Here is a 19460-nt window from a genome sequence, read left to right as displayed (position 1 = left end):
GTCCTTTGTTAACGGATTGTCGGGTCAAGTTTGTCGCGCAGCCAGTCCCCGACCAGCGAGATCGACAACGTAGTCATCATGATGACAAAGGCAGGCCCCAGCATGATCCAAGGCGCGCGGGTCAGATATTCGCGGCCAAAGCCCACCATATTGCCCAGCGAGCTTTCGGGGGGCTGAACGCCCAGACCCAGAAAGGACAGACCGCTTTCCATCAGGATGATTTCGGGAAAGGTCAGGGTCATCGACACGATCAGTGTCGAGGCGACATTGGGCAGGATGTGCCGCAGATAGACCCGCGACGGTTTTGCCCCCAGTTGAACCACCGCCGAGGCATAACCCTGCGCGCCCGCTGAGATCGCCAGACCGCGCGCAATGCGGGCATAGCGTTCCCACCCGTAAAACCCCATCAGGCCGACCAGCAGCGTCATGGACGACCCGAAAAACGCCAGCACCGCCAGCGACAGGATCAGAAAGGGCAATGCCGCCTGAAAATCGGCCAGCACGAGGATCAGATGTTCGACCACACCGCGGAACTGTGCCGCCAGAAACCCCAATGTGGTGCCAAAGAACGCCGACAACAGCGTCGCGCCAAAGGCGATGACCAGCGACACGCGGATCGACTGGATCAGGCGTGACAGCACATCACGGCCCAATTCGTCGGTGCCCAACAGGTGGCCTTGGGTCAGCGGGCCGACCAGTCGGGCGGACAGGTCCATTTGCGTCACGTCATAGGGGCGGATGACATCGGCAAACACTGCCGTGATCACCATCAGCCCCAGCCACGCCAGCCCGAACATGACCAGCAAGGGTGCCTTGAACCGCAGCCGTCTGATCATGCGGGGTGCGGATGCGATGTCGGTTGCCTGTGCGGTCATATCCGTCTCCTTAGTGCGCTGTGGCTTTGGACCGCAGACGCGGGTCCAGCAGGCCATAGGCGAAATCGACACACAGGTTTGCGATGACCATCGTCGAGGCGATCATCAGCAGCAGGCATTGCACCACCGCCAGATCCCTGTTCGACACCGACACGATCAGCAGTCTGCCGATGCCGGGCCACGAGAAGATGCTTTCGACCACCACGGCCCCCGCGATCAGCGACCCGACCATAAAGCCGACAATGGTGACAATCGGCACCGAGGCATTGGGCAGCGCGTGTTTCCAGACCACATCGCGCCAGCTCAGCCCCTTGGCCATCGCCGTGCGGATATAGGGCTGTCCCATGACCTCGATCATCGCCGAACGTGAGAACCGCGCAAGGATACCGATCCCGCCGACGGACATGGTGGCGATGGGCAGGATCGCATGGTGCCAACTGTCCTGACCGCCCGACGGCAGCCAGCCCAGCGTGACGGCAAAGATCAGCACCAGCACCAGCCCCATGACAAAGGACGGGATGGTAAAGCCGAAGATCGACAGCATGATCACCCCGCGATCGGCCACCGATTCACGGTGCAGCGCCGCATAGACACCTGCGGGAATGCCGATACCCAGCTGGATGATCAGCGTCGGCACCGTTAACGCCAGCGTAGCGGGCACCCGTTGCAGCACCAGTTCAATTGCCGAAGACCGGTCACGCATGGACACGCCGAAATCCAGTTGGGCAATGGAACGCAAATAGGCGAAATACTGTTTCCACAACGGATCGTCCAAGCCCCATTCGGCGCGGAACGCATCTATGCTGTCGGTTGGAGCATCCGGCCCCAGCAGGATCGACGCGGGATCACCCGACAGCCGCAAAACGACAAAGGCAAAGGTCATCACCAGAAGGATGGTCAGCGCCGCACGAAACAGGCGGGTCAGAAAATAGCTTAGCATGTCGGAGCTTTCCGGTTCATACGGCGGGCCATCACGCCGCCTGTTCCGCACAGGGCGTGGCCAGCAGATGACAGGCCGCACGTCGCGCTGGTGCCACGGGCTGAAGCAATGGAACAGTTGCGGCACATGCGGGCACGGCTGCTGTGCAACGCGGATGGAACGCGCAACCTGAGGGGCGCTGTGCGGGGTTTGGCGGTTCGCCCTTCAATAGGATACGCCCCTCAAGCCGTTTGCCCGGCACTGGCACCGACGACACCAACGCCTGAGTATAGGGATGCGCGGGACGGGCGAAAATCTCGTCCGAGGAGGCCTCTTCCACGATGCGGCCAAGGTACATGACCGCGACACGGTCACAGATGTTGCGCACGACTTTCAGGTCGTGGCTGATGAACACCATGGCGATGCCGTGGCTTTCCTGAAGATCGCGCAGCAGGTTCACCACCTGCGCCTGAATAGACACATCCAGCGCCGACACAGGCTCGTCGCAGACCAGCAGCCGTGGAGACGTGGCCAATGCACGGGCAATGATCACCCGCTGGCGCTGCCCGCCAGAAAGCTCGTGCGGATACCGTGCGCCCTGATCCTGACGCAGACCCACCTGCGCCATCAGGTCCGCGACCCGTTCGTGCAGTTCGGCCCCTTTGGCAAGCCCGTGAATCTCCAGCGGTTCTCCGATCTGGCGGGCGATGGTCAGCCGCCGGTCCAGCGCCGCGAGGGGATCCTGATAGATAAACTGCATCTGTGCGCGCAGGGCACGCCATGCAGCGCTTTGCAGGTCGGGCATTGGTTGCCCGTCAAAGGTGACCTGCCCTGCCGTTGGCGCATCAATGCCCAACAGCATCCGGCCCAACGTGGATTTGCCCGAGCCGCTTTCGCCCACGATTCCCAATGTTTCGCCCGCCTGCAATGTCAGGTCGACACCATCGACCGCCCGCACCGAAGTGGCCTGTTTGAACAGGGTTTTCTGGCCTTCATAGCAACGGACCAGCCCGCGTGCCTGTAGCAAAGCGTTCATGCCGGCAACCTTTCGGTGGGGGTATCAGCACCGGCGGGGGACGCGGTGACAGGATAGAAACAGGCCAGTTGCCTGTCGTCTTTTTGTGGTTTCAGCGCAGGTTCGGCGCTGTTGCAGAATGCCGACGCCTTGGGGCAGCGTGGGGCAAAGGCGCACCCGCTGGGCATGTGGCGCGGGTCGGGCACGGTGCCGTGGATCGGGATCAGCCGGTTGCGCGTGCCGTCCAATCGCGGAATCGCATCGAACAGCCCACGGGTATAGGGGTGGCGTGGCGTGTCGAACATCGGACCGATTGCGCCGCTTTCAACGATCTGGCCTGCATACATCACATGGACGCGGTCACAGATCGCACCGACCGCACCGAGGTCATGGCTGATGAACACCATCGCCATGCCGGTTTCGCGCCGCAGCATCGCCAGCAGATCAAGAATCTGCGCCTGAATGGTGGCGTCCAGCGCTGTTGTCGGCTCGTCCGCGATCAGCAGATCGGGGGCACCCGCCAGTGCCATTGCGATCATCACGCGCTGGCATTGCCCACCGGAAAATTCATGCGGGTACAGGTCCACCCGTTTGCGCGCATCGGGAATTCCGACCATGTCCAGCAGCCGTACTGCTTCTGTATGGGCGGCGCTGCGGTCCATGCCGCGATGCAGACGCAGGCTTTCGCAAATCTGGCGGCCCACTGTGCGGACGGGGTTCAGCGACGACGAAGGGTCTTGAAAGATCATCGCGATCCGGCCCCCGCGCACCGCTTCGACGGCGGTGCGGTTGGCCCCGATCAGCTGCTGGCCCTGAACGGTCACCGATCCGGTCACTGTAGCCTTGCCCGGCAACAGGCCCAAGGCGGCAAGCCACGTCACTGATTTGCCGCAACCGGATTCACCCACCAGCCCCAGTGCCTCGCCTGCTGCAACATCAAGGTCGATACCGTGCAAGACCTGAACGCCGTCAAAGGCAACTTTCAGGTCGCGTATGGAAACAAAAGACATATCACGCTTTCAAATACCGAATGGCGCGGCACAATGCGCCGCGCCATCGGTGTCAGGCTTGGGTTAGGAGGCGTTCCAGTTGTTGGTCCGGAAATCCATCGCAAAGGCGGGTGCCGCCTTCCAGTTCAGTTCGGATTTCATGCCGGTGAACACGCAGTTCTGGTGCAGCACCTGAAATGCGGGGTCTTCACGCTCCGAGATTTCCAGCATACGGGCAAAGGCCTTTTTGCGGGCGGCACGGTCTGTCGATTTTTGCATGAAGTTCGACAACTCGTTCATCTCGACGTTGGACCATTCGTCGCGCTGCTGCTGCAACCCGTTGGGACCGTGCTGGGCGACAATCGACGATACCGGATCGTTGAACGTGGCCGAATTCGACCAGTCGCGGATGCCGCGGGTGTCGTTGTCTTCCAACACCTGCCCCCAGTTCTCGACCATCTGGATTTCGACGTTCAGACCGGCCTGTTTCCACATCTCGACCATGATCTGCGCGTTCGAGACCTGATTGATGTAATAGTTGTTCAGTACGCGGAAGGGGATCGCATCGCCCTGATAGCCCGACTGTTTCACCAGATCGCGCGCCATTTCCAGATTGAATTCGGGGGCAGTCCAGCCCTTGATGAACATATCATCGTAGAATTCGAACTGAAGCCCTGCGGGCACGACGGTTTGACCGTCCCACAATGCGTTGACGATCAATTGGCGGTCGATGGAATGGGTCATGGCGCGGCGGATCAGCGGATCTTCCAGAACCGGATGCACCTTGTCAAAAACCTGAATGCGGTGGTTCAGAATTGTCGAACCTTGCACCTCGAGCCCTGCGGTGTTGCGCACGGCGTCAAGCTGGTCGGGTGGCAGGTCGCAGGCAAAGTCATATTCACCGGACAGCAGACCGTTCACGCGGCTGGCCACTTCGGGCACTTCGAGGAACCGGATTTCCGCCAGCGGCGGGCGCCCGCCCCAATAGTCATCGTGTGCGACCAGCGTCAACGAAACATCTGGGCGATATTCCTGAACCTTGTAAGCGCCGGTGGTGACCGGAGCATTTGCCCAATCCGCATAGGTCGCCGCTTCGTCCCACGCACGACGGCTGGCAATTTGCGACCCGAAGGCGATCATCCGGCCTTCGAGGGTGACGTCGGGCGATGCGTTGTGAAAGCGCACGGTGTATTTGTCTATCGCCTCGACACCGCGAAGGGCGGGCCACAGACGACGGCCAACACCGGGGACACCAGCGGGCAGTTCTTTGTCGGTTTTGGGTTTGAAGTTTTCCGCATAAAGCGTTGCGCCGCCATCGGGTTGCGTGCCTGCAAAGACGCGTTCGTCCGAGAATGAAAACACCACATCGTCGGCGGTCATTTCGTCGCCGTTGTGAAATTTCACACCTTCGCGCAGCTTAAGTTCGATCGTTTTGTCATCCAGCCGCTTCCAGCTTGTCGCCAGTCCGGGCACACCGCCCTGATCGCCCATCCAGTCGCGGTTGATCAGACCTTCCCAAAGGTTCGGGAAAAACACCCGTTCGCCGACGTTGGATTGTTCGTTCCATACATCCATCGTGTTGTTGTTGGTGATCTTTTGCACCGCAATGGTGATGGTGCGGCGCTGGTTTTGTGCGAAGGACAGACGGGGCATTGCCAAAGAGCCCGCAGCGGCCCCAATAAGTCCAAGTGCGTGGCGGCGATGAATGAGCATAAAGCATACCTTTGCTGATGACGGCCCCCTGAGTCAGGGTCCGGGTTCCGGCGCTTTATCGGGCGGGTGTGCGACAGTTCTGCGACGGTTTCTTGAACTATTTGTCTCAGTTTTGGCGCGGGGGTGTTGGTGTGGACGGGGCCCTGCACCTCTGCGTGAAATTGACGGAGTTTCGGCAGACAGTTTCAAAGCACAAAGAGACCCTTCCACGACAACCAGGCAAGCCGGACGCGGTTTTTTGGAACAGGCTCTAAACTATCGGGTCACGCAGGGCAGGTCAGATATCTGATTGACTGCGCAGGGTGTCAGCGGACTCATTGGTTTCTGCTGGCGGTGTCAGAGCCAAAACTGTGCAATCCCTCGTGCGGTCCAATTCCTGTTCAGGGCCAAGAAATGTGACATCGCCGCGCGCTGTGCGCTGCATCAAAATCAGCGCCTTCGGGTTGTCTTGGCGCCATGTATCCAGATCATATTTTTCGGTCAAATGCGTCACCCGCACTCGCCAGCCGCCTGCCATGCGGCGCTGAAACTCGCCGTGGCTGAGTTCGCCGTTGATCGCCTGCCCGCCCAGTTGGGGTGGCAAGGCGTGGCGGCTCATGTTTTCCTTGGCGCGTTGCACCTGCCAGACGTTGGTGCGCCCAAGCTCTTGACCAAGATCGGTCGCCACCAGCGTGTTGTAGGCGTCGTTGTCGGATGCAGCCAGCAGGACATCATAGCCGATCAATTCCACATGGTGTTCTGCGGCCTCTCCCAGAATGTCCCCATGGAATGCCGCAATACTCTGCTGCCGCGCCGCGGTGATGTTTCGAAAGTTCGGATCGACGATCAGGGGGGTAACTTCGATCTTCTGAAGCGCCTGTGCCAGCGCTATTCCGAAGGCCGATCCGCCAAGGATCAAGACGCCGGGTTTATCCCCGCCGCTGAGACCCAAAGCACGGGCAACGGGTGCCAGTGTGAAGCCGTGCAGGATCACCGTGGTCAGGACAAGAACGAAAGCCAGCGGGGCCAGCAATGTCCCTTCGGGGATGCCTGCCTCGACCAGCTTGTCGCCGAACAGGCCGGACACTGCGACCATCACAACGCCACGCGGCCCTGTCGACGCCACAAGAATCCGCTCGCGCCACGGCGTTGACGAGCCCAACAAAGGCAAAAGCACCTGCGCGGGCCGAACCACCAGAATTACAGCGACAACAAATAGCGCGGCCTTCCAATTGAGCGTTGCCAGGGATGCAAAATTCAGGCTTGCGGCCATCAAGATGAAGACGCCGGACACCAAGAGCAAGGCGGCGTTCTCCTTGAAGCGGTGCAGTTCGGAGTGGGAGGCAAGCTTTGCGTTTGCCATCACCATTCCCATCAATGTGACGGCAAGCAGACCGGATTCATGCAAGAGGGCATCCGTCATGGCAAAAACCGCAATGACCATGACGAACAACAGCGGCACCTTCATGTATTCCGGTGCAAGCCCCCGCTGGAACAGCCGTGCGACGCCCAAACCCGCAAGCACGCCGACGGCCGCTGCAAATCCTATGCCGGTTGCCAGAACCCATACCGCCTCGCCCGTGCTCAGCCCCCCTTGCACAACCAGAACGATTTCCAGCGCCAGAACTGCGATCAGCACGCCGATAGGATCGTTTATGATCGCTTCCCATTGCAGCAGTTGTGCGGGACTGCGGCGCAGCTTGGCCTGTCTGAGCATCGGCGCAATGACCGTGGGGCCCGTGACGACCAGAACGCCACCAAAGACCGCGGCCACCTGCCAAGGCAAACCCATAGTCAGCAGCATGGCCAACGTCGCCAGCAGCCAACCCAACGGCGCACCGATATAAACCAACCGGCGCACTGCATTCCGGCCTTCTCCAAGACGATGGAACTCCAGCGTCAAGCCGCCTTCGAACAGGATAAGCGCGACGGCAATGGATATCAGCGGCTTATAGATTTCGCCCAGATCCCGCTCGGGAATGAACCAGCCAAATGCGGGCCCCACCAGCAAACCCGCCAGCAGCATCAACACGATCGACGGGAGCCGAAGTCGCCAAGCCAACCATTGTGCCCCGACGCCCAAAATGCCGACAAGGGCAATGGCCTCGATTGGTGTAATCTGCATATCGGCGAATCCTGCAGTCATGTTGAGCAGCCCGTTTCCTGTTTCTGGCACCATTTACTCAACATGGCGTTCGGCTCAAGTCCACCGTAGGTCGCCAGCGGCGGCCGTCTGACGGCGGAAGAGAATCAGTGGTGGGTGCGCCGCTATGCCAAACTTCACCTGCAGCACTCAATTTGAAGTGTTCAGTACCGCTGATGCCGTTCGTCTCCGGCATTGGCCGGTTGATCCTGCCTGCATCGAGCCCCTGCTGGCTGGTGATAGCCTCAAGCGCAATGCTACTGCACGATCTTCCACAGTATGGTTGGTAGCCCTGCGCCTGAAGTGCATCATGCAAAGGTGCTGTCATAATCCAACCTCCCAATCGGGGTGAACCAGATTATCATACACGTGGTAATCTCCACGATTTAAGCATTTCGGCGGGGCGCTTTAGGAAGAGGATATCCAGTTCATCAGAGCCGCATAATTACTCCAACAACAAAGGCCACGCCATGGAGACGTGGCCTTTGCAAAGTGCCGTTCAAACAAGAAAGGAAGGCTATTAGTTCGTGCCGTTCGTGCTGCTGCCAGCCAAAGCAGCAGCAGCGACAACCGCCAGAACAACAGCCGCACCTGCGCCTGTGTTGAAGCCACCCAGACCTTCGTTAGTAGCGACTGTGCGACGATATACGCGCACCCTCACGTCCTGAGGTGGCTCAGGCATTTCAAGCTGCGAGCAGACGCCCTCACCGGATTGGATCTGTGCTATAGTGCAAATGCGTGTCTCTGCAGCCGTATATCCAGTTAAATCCTGAGCGAAGGCTCCTGCTGGAAGCATCAGGGTAGCGGTCATCAAGGCAAAAAGTTTTTTCATCAGAGGGGCTCCTAGTTTGTCGGCGATAAGGTTAAAAATAACCAGCTTTCATCACGGGTTTATCTTGCAGCACCCACAAAGGAAGCTCGTTAGCAAACATAGTTTTTTCTTTTGATGCTTAACTCTGGTTGAAATTAAAGGCAAGGCCAACTGTAGCGGAGTCGGCCCATCGGCGGACTCCGACGGTCAAACTAAATGAGCACTTAACCCTGGTTGGAATACTGTGTTTAACTGCGGCAGATCGATCACATTCGCAGTTTCATCCACTGGAGATGTAGGACCTGCTTTCAAACGGATGTGGTTGACGTGCTACAGGGACGTTAAATTTTCGATGGAATGGTTGAGGTATTAGTTCATGCGGGACGTGCAAATGTTCGGAAGCAGAAATTTGCACGTAGTGCGTTCAGTCGTGGTGTATGGTGCGGTTTGGGTCATGTTGTTGTCTGCAGCAGCCCAGGCGCAAGTGAACTACTCCTATAATACTTACGGCAATCCTGGTCTGATTGATATGCCAACAGCCCAAAGTGCCGAGGATGCAGAACTAGCCGGCACTGTGAGCCATTTTGCAGGTTCTACACGTAACACACTGACCTTTCAGTTTACGCCACGGCTGTCGGGAAGTTTTCGCTACAGTAAGATCGAGAACCACTCTGGCAATCCATCGAGTGGCGCACTTTTTGACCGCTCCTTCGACCTGCGTTACCGTATTTGGGACGAGACCCGCTACCGGCCAGCAGTGGCCATCGGACTGAGGGACCTCGTCGGAACGGGTGTTTATTCTAGTGAATATATTGTTGCGACCAAAACAGTTGCGCCGCGGCTGACGCTCACCGGTGGTTTGGGCTGGGGACGGTTGGGCAGCTATAATGGATTTACCAATCCGCTGGGCGCTTTGGACAAGCGATTCGAAACACGCCCTAGCGGCTTTACGGGGACGGGTGGTCAGGTCGAGAGTGCCAAGTGGTTTCGCGGAGATGCCGCTTTCTTTGGCGGGGTCTCTTGGGCCGCAACTGATAAGCTGAGTTTAAAGGCAGAATACTCATCTGATGCTTATACACGCATTGTAGACAATGGGGCTTTCGACCGCAAATCTCCTTTTAACTTCGGCATAAATTACAAGTTACGTGACAACGTGCATATGCAAGTGCACTATCTTTACGGCTCTGAACTTGGCATTTCCTTCAATCTGATTTCAAATCCACGCAAGCCTGCCGTCTACGGCGGTACGGGTGCGGCTCCTTTGCCAGTCAAGCGGCGAAGCGGACCTGCAGATTTGGGCTGGTTTCAGGAGCCGGAAACCCACAAAACGCTGCGCAATCAAACCGCAAGTTTGCTGGCTGCCGACGGCATGACGCTTGAAGCAATGAAACTCAACGGCACACAAGTGACTGTCCACATCCGCAATGACAGATATATTGCAAGCCCGGAGGCTATCGGGCGTACTGCGCGTATTCTCACACAGACGCTTCCCGCTTCAGTGGAAACCTTCACGATCATTCCGGTTGAAAACGGCATGCCGCTCTCAGCCACTACGCTGACCCGTTCCGATATGGAAGACCTTGAGAACGCGCCAGATGCGACGTGGCGCAGCTATGCGCGAGCACAAGTCACAGACGCCGCAGGTAGCCTTGCGGGCGTCACTTATAACGGTGCGCTCTATCCGAAGTTCAGTTGGTCACTGGGACCTTATATCAGTACCAGCTACTTTGACCCGCAGGAACCTGTGCGCGTGGACGCGGGCCTGAAACTGCAGGCTAACTATGACATCGCGCCGGGTTGGGTCGTATCAGGTACCTTACAGCATCGTATTGTCGGCAATGTTGGCGACAGCACACGCCCTTCGGATTCTAAAATCCAAAAGGTTCGCTCCGAAGGATTCATTTATGCGCGCGAAGGTAAAACAGCACTGACCAATCTCACGCTGGCACACTATTTCCGCCCAGGTAAAGATCTTTATGGCCGCGTTACGTTTGGCTATCTTGAGCGTGAGTATGGCGGCCTGTCAGGCGAGATTCTCTGGAAGCCAGTTGACAGCCGTCTGGCACTCGGAGCAGAGGTTAATGTTGTCAAACAGCGTGACTTCGACCAGGGCTTTGGCTTTCGCGATTATTCTAGCGTGACGGGCCACCTGTCGACTTACTATGACTTTGGCAATGGCTATCATGGCCAGATCGATGCCGGTCGTTATCTGGCAGGTGATTATGGCGTTACCTTTTCGTTTGATCGAACGTTTGCCAATGGGTGGAGCGTAGGCGCCTACGCAACTTTGACGGATGTCTCATTTGATGACTTTGGCGAGGGGTCCTTTGACAAAGGAATCCGCATTACAGTGCCGCTTGAACATTTCTTGGGTAAGCCTGTTAGACAAACCTACAAAACGGTTCTGCAGCCGCTGACACGTGATGGCGGCGCGCGTCTTAATGTGGATGGTAGGCTTTATGATAGCGTGCGCAGCTACCATAATCCGCAACTCAAAGACAGTTGGGGAAGATTCTGGAGATGAGGATGAGACTTAGTCTTGTGGCTTTAAGTTTTAGCGCTCTACTGACCGCCTGCAGTTCTGCGCCAGACCAAAATAATGTGTTGACGCCTTTTGTGCAAAATCTGTTTGGCCGCGCTCCTGCTGCAGGGCCGACAGCAGCGCAAATCCGCAGTCGCATTACGCCGGAAGTGCGCGCACGCTTTGGGAATGTGCCCTTGAAAATAGCAGTACTTGAAAATAAGCCCTTGGCATCTGTTCTAATTGAACGACAGCGTAACCGTGATGTGGTGACGTATTTTACTCCTGATGGCGTCTCGGTTAGCTATAAGTCTGGTATTCTGGTTGGCACGCGCGGTCTTGGCTTTGACCTGATGGGCGCAGACGTGGGCGATGTACTGGCGAGCCTGCAATCGCGTGCTGATGGGGCCGTGCGCATTCATCACTATCTAGACGGTGAGGGCCAGATCGTGATGCGCAACTTTATCTGCGATTACTCGGGCGCAAAGGTGATTGTCGAGACTTGCTATGGCGAGGGCCTGCAGTTTAAAAACACCTATCAAATACAAGGTGGGCAAGTCACCGCCTCACGTCAGTGGATCAGCCCCGAACAGGGATATATACGGTTGGAATCTGCCTCGTGATCTGCGTATTTCCTACAGCAAACACGAAACCAATCACTGTGGTCGTGCCTGCAACGCTTATTTGCCGGACAAGCGATCTAAATAGTTCAGAGGAAAAGCATGTTTAGACGAGTTATCGCAATTGCAGGGCTGACTGTACTCGCCAACTGCGGGGTTGCCTATATCTCGCCAAAGGTATCGGGTGCAGATGACAAGGTGCGCATAATCTCCCTCGACGCACAAAGTGTGTTGGCCGCAAATCGCTCGAGCTACAATCCCAAACAACTGCCAGCCGTATTCTTTCAAAATGTAGGCACTCCCAATGTAGGAAGTGGTGCAGGCACTGTTCCTGTTCCTTCAACCAGTCCACAAACCCCTCCAGGGGCGCTTGCTTTGCGTGTCCCAGCCTCCCCTCCCCGCCTGCCTTATGACATTGGCATCGGTGATGTGCTGCTCCTTGCAACGCGCCTTGGTGGCAGTACGGTTGAAGAACTTAGTGGATTGCTTGCGGCTCAAAACCGTCGCCAAGGTTATACCGTGCAAGATGACGGTGCGATCGCAATCCCCGAGGTCGGGCGGGTGGCCGTCGCGGGCCTGACGTTGGAAGAGGCCGAAGCCACCCTCTTTCAACGCCTGTTGGAAAACCAGATTGACCCAACGTTTTCGCTAGAAATTGCTGAATTCAACTCCAAGCGGGTATCGATTGGTGGTGCCGTGGGCAGCCCTACTATTGCTCCCATCACGCTGACACCTCTCACGCTAGACCAAGCCATCGCGGCCGCCGGCGGCATCCAAACTGCGGATCTGGATTATGCTTCAATCCGTATTTACCGTGATGGCGTACTCTATCAGATCCCGCTGACCGAATATCTGCGCCAAGGGGATTTGCAGAAAATCCGCCTCGTTGCCAATGATAGCGTCTTTGTTGATACTGAATACCAACTCGACCGTGCACAAGAGTACTTTGCGGAACAAATCACGATCTCCCAATTTCGCCAACAATCCCGGGCTATCGCGTTGAACGAACTGCAAACAGAGGTAAATATGCGCCGGGCTGCTCTGGGCGATGTTCGTGCTAACTACCAAGCTCGTGTTGAATTGGATGCTGTGGGGCGCGACTATGCATATCTCTCTGGTGAAGTTAGTAAACCGGGCCGTTTCACATTGCCCTTTGGTCGCCAAGCCACATTGGCCGACGCACTCTATTCCGAAGGTGGATTTGATACCAAAACGGCCAATCCCAGCCAAATCTACATCCTGCGTGGGTCCGCCGATCCGCGCGACTTTGGCGCTGTCACTGCGTGGCATCTGGACGCCCGCAATGCCTCGAACCTAACACTCTCCACTCGAATGGAGTTGCGCCCAAATGATATCATTTTTATTGCGGAACAGCCCATCACACGCTGGAACCGCGTGATCACTCAAATCACGCCTTCGTTGTTCAACTCTGTAGCTTCGGCTGTAAACTGAAATAAACTGACTAAAGCTGTTGAGGGGCGGAGCTTCTTGACGGCGTGCGTATCCGGAATTGGTGGGCTCACCAATTTCGGAGTATCTCCACCGCCTGCTACGTACTGCCGCGAGACAATCTGTAGGTGGCTACGTTTTCTTTTATGGCACGAGGAAACGTGGCGAAGAAACAGGTGGTTCGGTTGCGTTATGCAGGCTTCGTGCGATTCCGAGATGCAAATAACAAATCCGCTAACCTCAATTGCGCGCATAAACATCTTGGTAGCGAATTATATCATCCTCACCCAGGTAGCTGCCAGTCTGCACTTCGATCAGGACCATCGGCACCTTGCCGGGATTTTCCATACGATGGATGGCCCCGAGGGGGATATAGACGGATTGATTTTCGCTCAGCAACTGGACGGCGTCGTCAACGGTGACTTTGGCGGTACCTTCTACAACGATCCAGTGCTCTGACCGATGATGGTGGCTTTGCAAGCTAAGCGCCGCACCAGGATTAACGACGATTCGCTTGACCTGGAACCGTCCGCCGACAACGAGGCTCTCATACCAACCCCAAGGGCGATAATCTTTGGGCAGTTGGACAGCCTGAACCACACCTTGTGTTTTCAGCGCGTCGACAGCTTCCTTTACCCGCTGCGCCTGAGATTTGTCAGCGACAAGTACGGCGTCGCCCATGGCGATGGCGATGATGTTTTCAAGGCCGATGCCCACCAGCTGCACACCATCTGTTTCCGAGCGCAGCAAAGTGTCCGAACAATCGATTGAGGTCGCGTTTTCAGAACAAACATTTCCATGTTCATCGGGCTGAGATTCCAGCCACACGGCATCCCAACCGCCCAAATCCGACCAGCCCCCGCCAAATGGTATGACGGAAAGGTTATCTGCTTTCTCCATGATGGCGTAATCGATCGAGATGTTGCAGGCTTTGCCCCAGGCAACCGGGTCGAGGCGGGTGAAGCCCAGATCTGCAGTGGCGGCGCTGAGGGCCGCGTGAACCGCCTCTACCATCTCCGGTGCGTGGGTCTCGAAGGCGGCAACAATCGCTTGTGCTGTAAACAGGAATATCCCCGCGTTCCAAAGAAAAGATCCGGATTCCAGCATCTCGGATGCGCGCACGGCGTCAGGTTTCTCGACAAAGCGGGCGAGCGCTTGGGGGCTTGTCGCGCCGGCATTTGATCCCTCCGCCAGCTCCAGGTAGCCATATCCCGTTTCAGGTCTCGTGGGTGTTATGCCAAAAGTCACCAGATCTCCAGCTTGTGCGCGTGGCACAGCAGCCTGAATGGTGGCGATAAAAGCGGCGGTATCGGGAATGACGTGATCGGACGGAGCCACCAGCATCAGCGCTTCCGGATCTGTTTTCGCTAGCCAGAGAGCCGAAGCGAGGATTGCTGGTGCTGTATTGCGTCCTTCGGGCTCAATCAAAATGCCTTGAGCGGCGAGTTCGACCTGCGCCAATTGTTCTGTAACTATAAAGCGAAATGGATCGCCCGTAACGATAACCGGGGCGGCAAAGCCGTCACCTGACAGACGCCGGGCGGAGGCCTGGAACAGGCTTTCCTCGCTCATCAGCTTGGCAAATTGTTTAGGGTAGGATTTGCGTGAAAGTGGCCAAAGACGCGTACCAGAGCCGCCACATAGAAGAATGGGGTGTATCATGACAAAGACCTTAGTTGTGAGTTTGCGAGAAGAGTAAAATTGTTATTGAACCACATCAGGTGCGTAGAGTTTCTTGCTTAAGAAACCAATTATAAGTTTCTTGTAGGCCGTCCATAAGCTCGATTTCAGCGCGCCAGCCCATTTTTGCCAATCGCGAGACATCCATCAGCTTGCGCATTGTGCCGTCGGGCTTGGAGGTGTCAAAGCTTAGCTTGCCTTTGAAGCCGGTCACATTCGCGACCATCTGCGCCAGTGTGCCAATGCTGACATCGCTGCCAGTTCCTACGTTGATATGGCTCAACATCTCTTGCGTGTTGGCGGCATAGATCTGCGGTGGCAAGTCCAGGATAAACAAGGACGCTTTGGCCATGTCGTCCACATGCAAAAATTCCCGCATGGGCGTACCGGTGCCCCAGATTGTTACTTCGTCCAGCCCATCGCGAGTTGCCTCATGAAATCGCCGTATCAACGCCGGCAGCACGTGACTGTTTTGTGGATGAAAGTTGTCGCCCGGACCATAAAGGTTCGTGGGCATCACGGAGCGGTAGTCCACTGCGTGCTGGCGATTGTAGCTCTCGCAAAGCTTGATGCCGGCAATCTTGGCTATGGCGTAAGGCTCGTTTGTGGGCTCCAGGGGGCCTGTCAGCAACGCATCCTCGGCCATGGGTTGGCCGGCCTCACGGGGATAAATGCATGAGGAGCCAAGTTGGAGCAGCTGTTTGACACCGGCGGCATACGCCTGATGAATCACGTTGCATTCGATCATCAGGTTTTCATAAATGAAGTCTGCTGGGTATGTGTTGTTGGCCAGGATGCCACCGACCTTGGCCGCTGCCAAAATCACCACATCGGGGGTCGCGGCTGCCATGAACTCTTGCACGGCGGCCTGAGAAGTCAGATCAAGTTCCGCATGGGTGCGGGTGATGATCTCTATCGCTTCGCCCGCATCCTTGCGCGCCTGCAATTGGCGCATAAGTGCGCTACCGACCATGCCGCGATGGCCTGCCACGTAAATCTTGCGCATTGACATTACCCGATCTCGAGCGAGATTGGCAAATCCAGCCCGTGTTCTTTCAAGAGGGCATGGCGGCGGGCGACTTTGAGGTCATTGGCAACCATTTCTGTGCACATTTCCTGGACAGTGATCTGCGGCGCCCAACCCAGCTTTTTCTTTGCCTTTGCGGGCGAGCCGAGCAGCGTTTCGACTTCGGCAGGGCGAAAATACTGCGGATCGACGCGCATAATCACGTCACCGGCTTTTACGGCAGGCGCATTGTCTCCTTCGATGCTGTCCACGATTGCACACTCATGAACCCCCTGCCCTTCAAAGCGAAGCGTTATTCCCAACTCGGCCGCAGACCAGATGATGAACTGGCGTACAGAATACTGCACACCGGTGGCGATCACAAAGTCATCGGGCGCGTCTTGTTGCAACATCATCCACTGCATACGCACGTAATCTTTCGCGTGGCCCCAGTCGCGGAGCGCATCGATGTTGCCCATATAAAGGCATTTTTCGAGGCCCTGGGCGATATTTGCCAACCCGCGGGTGATTTTGCGGGTCACGAATGTTTCACCGCGCCGTGGGCTTTCATGATTAAACAAAATGCCGTTGCAGGCATACATGCCATAGGCTTCGCGGTAATTCACGGTGATCCAGTAGGCGTACATCTTGGCCACCGCATAGGGGCTTCGCGGATAAAACGGTGTTGTTTCTGTCTGTGGGGACTCCTGCACCAGACCGTATAGTTCGGAGGTTGAAGCCTGATAGAACCGCGTTGTCTGTTCCAGTCCGAGAAACCGGATAGCTTCCAGCAACCGCAGCGCGCCGGTTGCGTCAACGTCCGCAGTATATTCGGGGGCTTCAAAACTGACGGCCACATGGCTTTGAGCGCCAAGATTATAAACTTCGTCAGGGTGTACTTCGCTGAGGATTCGCGTGAGGTTCGAACTGTCGGTCAAGTCGCCGTAGTGCAGGACCAACTTAGGATTGGATTCGTGCGGATCTTGATAAATGTGATCAATGCGCTGCGTGTTCAGAGACGACGCACGCCGCTTGATGCCATGCACCTCGTAACCCTTTTCAAGCAGAAACTCCGCAAGATAGGATCCGTCCTGACCGGTAATACCGGTGATTAGCGCCTTTTTCGTCATTTATTCATTTCTCTTTGGTAATTTTTGCATTTGCACATGGCCATTTTGGACCGCGAGAACGGCATCTATATTGTGTGCATTCCATACATCAATATAGCGGCTGATAACAATGTTGGCGTTCGCAACGGCACGTTTTCTGGCGATCATCCGCACCACCCTGGAGGCCGTCCGCATGAGCCGGTGTCAGTTTTATCAGGCGTTCGAGTCGGAGGGGGAGGGTGCAAGCTAAAACTTGAATTCAACCCCATGCACAGTAAAAGACATGACGCGCGGTCTCATTCGTGACGACGTGTCGTATCAGCCTACTCTCTGGCGGGTCCCGGCACGACGGCAATGATGTCGCCGTCGTGGATTGGTTAATACTTACTGGCACGCACCCGGACGCAGTTCCGCCGATCACGTCTAGCCTGATCGATTGACTGACGCACCCCAGCCAGGACAGGATTTTGCATGGGGCGTTGGCAAAACGTCGTTCAAGCTGCTGGTTTCCCTTGGGACGGTGAGCCTTCCACAAACACGCGAAACAGTGTATGTGTTCAGATGTACACATGCAGAGAAATGATGCGATGACCGGCAGCACGACGATGACGATCCGGCTTGATCCGCAGCTGAAAGAAAAGCTGGGGAGACTTGCGGAAGGCACGCAGCGCAGCCGGTCCTTTCTTGCGGCTGCGGCGGTCGAGACCTACGTGGACCGGGAGCTGGCGATCATCGAAGGTATCGAGCGCGGTCTGGCGGACGTGGAGGCCGGCCGGACGGTCAGCCACGACGATGCGATGGCATCCATACGGCGCAGGATCGATACGGCAGCAGGCGGGGCGGCGTGAGGCGACCGGTCCGCTGGTCCACCGATGCTCTTGCCGACCTGACCGATCAGTTGGCCTATATTGCATCCGAGAACCCCGCAGCGGCCCTCCGTGTCGCTAACGCCTTGGACCGCGCGGCACTGGCCTTGGGCGACATCCCGACCGGACGCGCCGGGCGGGTGACGGGCACCTACGAGAAGTCGGTGACGGGCCTGCCCTACGTCATCGCCTACGCGCTGATGTTGCACGACGGTGTGGAGGCGGTCGCAATTGTCCGCGTGATCCACACCTCCCGAGACTGGCCCGATTAGGGGTGGCGGGTTTCAGACGCACAATCGCCGCATCCGAACGGATCTCTCATAAAGAGCATTTAAAGAGTGTAATCTGATATTGGGCTATTATCTCGCCTTGTCTTAGCCCCCGTGAAAATTGACCCACGTCATGGACGTTAAAGCACTGCCAATCCAATCCCGGAGCCTTCTGGTATGAATTATCATAACGATCTGACGGTTAGTCATGACGCCAAAGCCATCCCGTATTGTGCAGGTGTGCTGCGCAAAGATGGTGCGCGGAACTTCGGGTTCGTCAACCTGAAGGCCAATCCCGAGGCAATGCTGGAACTGGCGGAACTTAAAGGTGACGAGGCCTTGCAGCACCTCGTCGAGGCGATCAACGCCCCCGAAACAGGTCTTATGACGATTGGCTGTTCAAGCGGCTTTGTGACGGAGGCATCTTGCTGCCGAAAGACAGGCTACGTCGAAATTTCTTTTGCAACGGATCAGATGGTCGAAGACGCTCAAAATTACTTTCCGCTTTTTTATCATTTCAGCCGCGCCCTGTCCGACGCACACTTCGACGCGCACGTGCATTTCAGCTGGGACTTGATGCCAGCCCGGTTCGTGGAAAGCGACGTTGATGGGTTCACCATCGCAATCAATGTGAACACAGGGTTTTGCGAGACGCCTCAGGACGCGGTGGACATCTGGGACGTCTCAACCCAGTTTCTCGCGACGTTCTTAAATTCGGTACCACCGATGGATGGCGGGCCGCTTTTCTGATCGGCAGCAGCGCTCAGGCCCCCCATAGAAAAATGAACCCGCCCCATATACGGTCTAAAAGCGCAACTGGCTGACCATAGACTGTCGGAGGTTCCATGGTAATTTGATCCCAAATGGTGCAATGTGAGCGAGGCGACCCTATGGCTGACAAAGCAGGCAAGAGCGTTCCAAAGAAGCCCCAGAATAACCCAACGCAATTGCTTGCGGACGGCACACGCGTGACTGCCAGCATTGATGGCATCCGCGAACAGCGCCTGAGAGAAGTGGTGGACATGGTGTTCCACTTATCTAACGCATCTGAAGAAGACATGATGGCCAAGATAGCCCGCGCCATCGAACTCTATGAAGATCTCAGACCTGTCGATGGGCTGGAGGGCATGCTGGCTATTCAGATGGTCGGCACCCATGAGGCAGCCACCGAATGCCTGCGCCGGGCTGCGCTTCAAAACCAGACGTTTCAGGGCAGAGATCTGGCCCTGAAGCATGCGACCAAACTTATGGCGCTCTACCTCAAGCAGGTTGCTGCCCTCGACAAGCATCGTGGCAAGGGCCAGCAAAAGGTGACCGTCGAGTATGTCCATGTCGCCGCTGGTGGTCAGGCTATTGTCGGCAACGTCGAAGCTGGTAGCCACGTCCCGTCTTCCCATAGCAAAACGACCCCTATCGCTCATCAGGCGGAGGTTCCCCTCGATGTTAGCGCCGAGAAGGTTCCAAATCGGCGGCGCAAGCCAAAGGCGGAGTAAGGC

At 56.7% G+C, this 19460-nt stretch carries 18 protein-coding genes; 7 read left to right on the top strand and 11 right to left on the bottom strand.

Translation table 11 applies throughout. The annotated features are described in order from the left end of the window. Positions 1-8: 8 nt before the first annotated feature. The 7 genes from SULPSESMR1_RS19225 to SULPSESMR1_RS19195 form a co-directional block, all read right to left on the bottom strand. Positions 9-836: an ABC transporter permease gene (locus SULPSESMR1_RS19225; protein ID WP_205387987.1), complete on the bottom strand. Its 828-nt coding sequence runs from the start codon at positions 834-836 to the stop codon at positions 9-11. 49 nt (positions 837-885) lie between these two features. After that, positions 886-1815, bottom strand: coding sequence for an ABC transporter permease (locus SULPSESMR1_RS19220; protein ID WP_089422677.1), 930 nt, complete (start codon positions 1813-1815; stop codon positions 886-888). Between the two features lie 31 nt (positions 1816-1846). Continuing rightward, positions 1847-2830, bottom strand: coding sequence for an ABC transporter ATP-binding protein (locus tag SULPSESMR1_RS19215; RefSeq protein ID WP_089422676.1), 984 nt, complete (start codon positions 2828-2830; stop codon positions 1847-1849). Beyond that, positions 2827-3819: an ABC transporter ATP-binding protein gene (locus tag SULPSESMR1_RS19210; RefSeq protein ID WP_089422675.1), complete on the bottom strand. Its 993-nt coding sequence runs from the start codon at positions 3817-3819 to the stop codon at positions 2827-2829. Before SULPSESMR1_RS19210 ends, SULPSESMR1_RS19215 begins: the two co-directional genes overlap by 4 nt. 63 nt (positions 3820-3882) lie before the next feature. Then, positions 3883-5511, bottom strand: a complete 1629-nt coding sequence (locus SULPSESMR1_RS19205) for an ABC transporter substrate-binding protein (RefSeq protein WP_089422674.1) — start codon at positions 5509-5511, stop codon at positions 3883-3885. Positions 5512-5788: 277 nt separating this feature from the next. Continuing rightward, a complete protein-coding gene (locus tag SULPSESMR1_RS19200; protein ID WP_240311359.1) occupies positions 5789-7615 on the bottom strand; it encodes a cation:proton antiporter in 1827 nt (608 codons plus the stop codon). Positions 7616-8153: 538 nt separating this feature from the next. After that, complete coding sequence (locus tag SULPSESMR1_RS19195; protein WP_089422672.1) at positions 8154-8465, bottom strand: hypothetical protein; 312 nt, start codon at positions 8463-8465, stop codon at positions 8154-8156. 355 nt (positions 8466-8820) lie between these two features. On the opposite strand from SULPSESMR1_RS19195, the gene SULPSESMR1_RS19190 reads away from it, so the two are divergent. The 3 genes from SULPSESMR1_RS19190 to SULPSESMR1_RS19180 all read left to right on the top strand — a co-directional run bounded on the left by SULPSESMR1_RS19190 (position 8821) and on the right by SULPSESMR1_RS19180 (position 13037). Then, complete coding sequence (locus tag SULPSESMR1_RS19190) at positions 8821-10968, top strand: YjbH domain-containing protein (protein ID WP_240311358.1); 2148 nt, start codon at positions 8821-8823, stop codon at positions 10966-10968. Between the two features lie 2 nt (positions 10969-10970). After that, complete coding sequence (locus SULPSESMR1_RS19185) at positions 10971-11588, top strand: YjbF family lipoprotein (RefSeq protein WP_157729057.1); 618 nt, start codon at positions 10971-10973, stop codon at positions 11586-11588. A gap of 99 nt (positions 11589-11687) precedes the next feature. Then, positions 11688-13037 (top strand): polysaccharide biosynthesis/export family protein, encoded by a 1350-nt coding sequence (locus SULPSESMR1_RS19180; RefSeq protein WP_198362902.1) that lies wholly within the window; start codon positions 11688-11690, stop codon positions 13035-13037. Between the two features lie 237 nt (positions 13038-13274). Here SULPSESMR1_RS19180 and SULPSESMR1_RS19175 read toward each other — a convergent pair whose 3' ends face one another. Genes SULPSESMR1_RS19175 through SULPSESMR1_RS25035 form a run of 4 tightly spaced genes read right to left on the bottom strand, consistent with a single transcriptional unit; the run spans position 13275 to position 16997 of the window. Continuing rightward, positions 13275-14696, bottom strand: coding sequence for a mannose-1-phosphate guanylyltransferase/mannose-6-phosphate isomerase (locus SULPSESMR1_RS19175; protein ID WP_089422670.1), 1422 nt, complete (start codon positions 14694-14696; stop codon positions 13275-13277). Between the two features lie 55 nt (positions 14697-14751). Then, positions 14752-15720, bottom strand: a complete 969-nt coding sequence (gene fcl, locus SULPSESMR1_RS19170) for a GDP-L-fucose synthase (RefSeq protein WP_089422764.1) — start codon at positions 15718-15720, stop codon at positions 14752-14754. A gap of 5 nt (positions 15721-15725) precedes the next feature. After that, positions 15726-16850: a GDP-mannose 4,6-dehydratase gene (gene gmd, locus SULPSESMR1_RS19165; RefSeq protein WP_089422669.1), complete on the bottom strand. Its 1125-nt coding sequence runs from the start codon at positions 16848-16850 to the stop codon at positions 15726-15728. Further along, positions 16851-16997, bottom strand: a complete 147-nt coding sequence (locus SULPSESMR1_RS25035) for a hypothetical protein (protein WP_157729055.1) — start codon at positions 16995-16997, stop codon at positions 16851-16853. Positions 16998-17416: 419 nt separating this feature from the next. Here SULPSESMR1_RS25035 and SULPSESMR1_RS19160 point away from each other — a divergent pair, with 419 nt between their 5' ends. The 4 genes from SULPSESMR1_RS19160 to SULPSESMR1_RS19145 all read left to right on the top strand — a co-directional run bounded on the left by SULPSESMR1_RS19160 (position 17417) and on the right by SULPSESMR1_RS19145 (position 19457). Next, entirely contained in the window at positions 17417-17677 is a 261-nt protein-coding gene (locus tag SULPSESMR1_RS19160; RefSeq protein ID WP_089422763.1) for a CopG family ribbon-helix-helix protein, read from the top strand. Continuing rightward, positions 17674-17967: a type II toxin-antitoxin system RelE/ParE family toxin gene (locus tag SULPSESMR1_RS19155; protein WP_089422668.1), complete on the top strand. Its 294-nt coding sequence runs from the start codon at positions 17674-17676 to the stop codon at positions 17965-17967. Before SULPSESMR1_RS19160 ends, SULPSESMR1_RS19155 begins: the two co-directional genes overlap by 4 nt. Positions 17968-18141: 174 nt before the next feature. Further along, on the top strand, positions 18142-18714 hold the full coding sequence (locus SULPSESMR1_RS19150; protein ID WP_089422667.1) for a hypothetical protein: 573 nt from the start codon (positions 18142-18144) through the stop codon (positions 18712-18714). Positions 18715-18854: 140 nt separating this feature from the next. Then, positions 18855-19457, top strand: coding sequence for a hypothetical protein (locus SULPSESMR1_RS19145; protein WP_089422666.1), 603 nt, complete (start codon positions 18855-18857; stop codon positions 19455-19457). Positions 19458-19460: the final 3 nt, after the last annotated feature.

Origin of the sequence: Pseudosulfitobacter pseudonitzschiae, assembly GCF_002222635.1 — a bacterium.
In the GTDB taxonomy this organism is placed as follows: Bacteria; Pseudomonadota; Alphaproteobacteria; order Rhodobacterales; family Rhodobacteraceae; genus Pseudosulfitobacter; species Pseudosulfitobacter pseudonitzschiae_A.
This window is presented reverse-complemented; position numbering and strand designations above follow the sequence as displayed.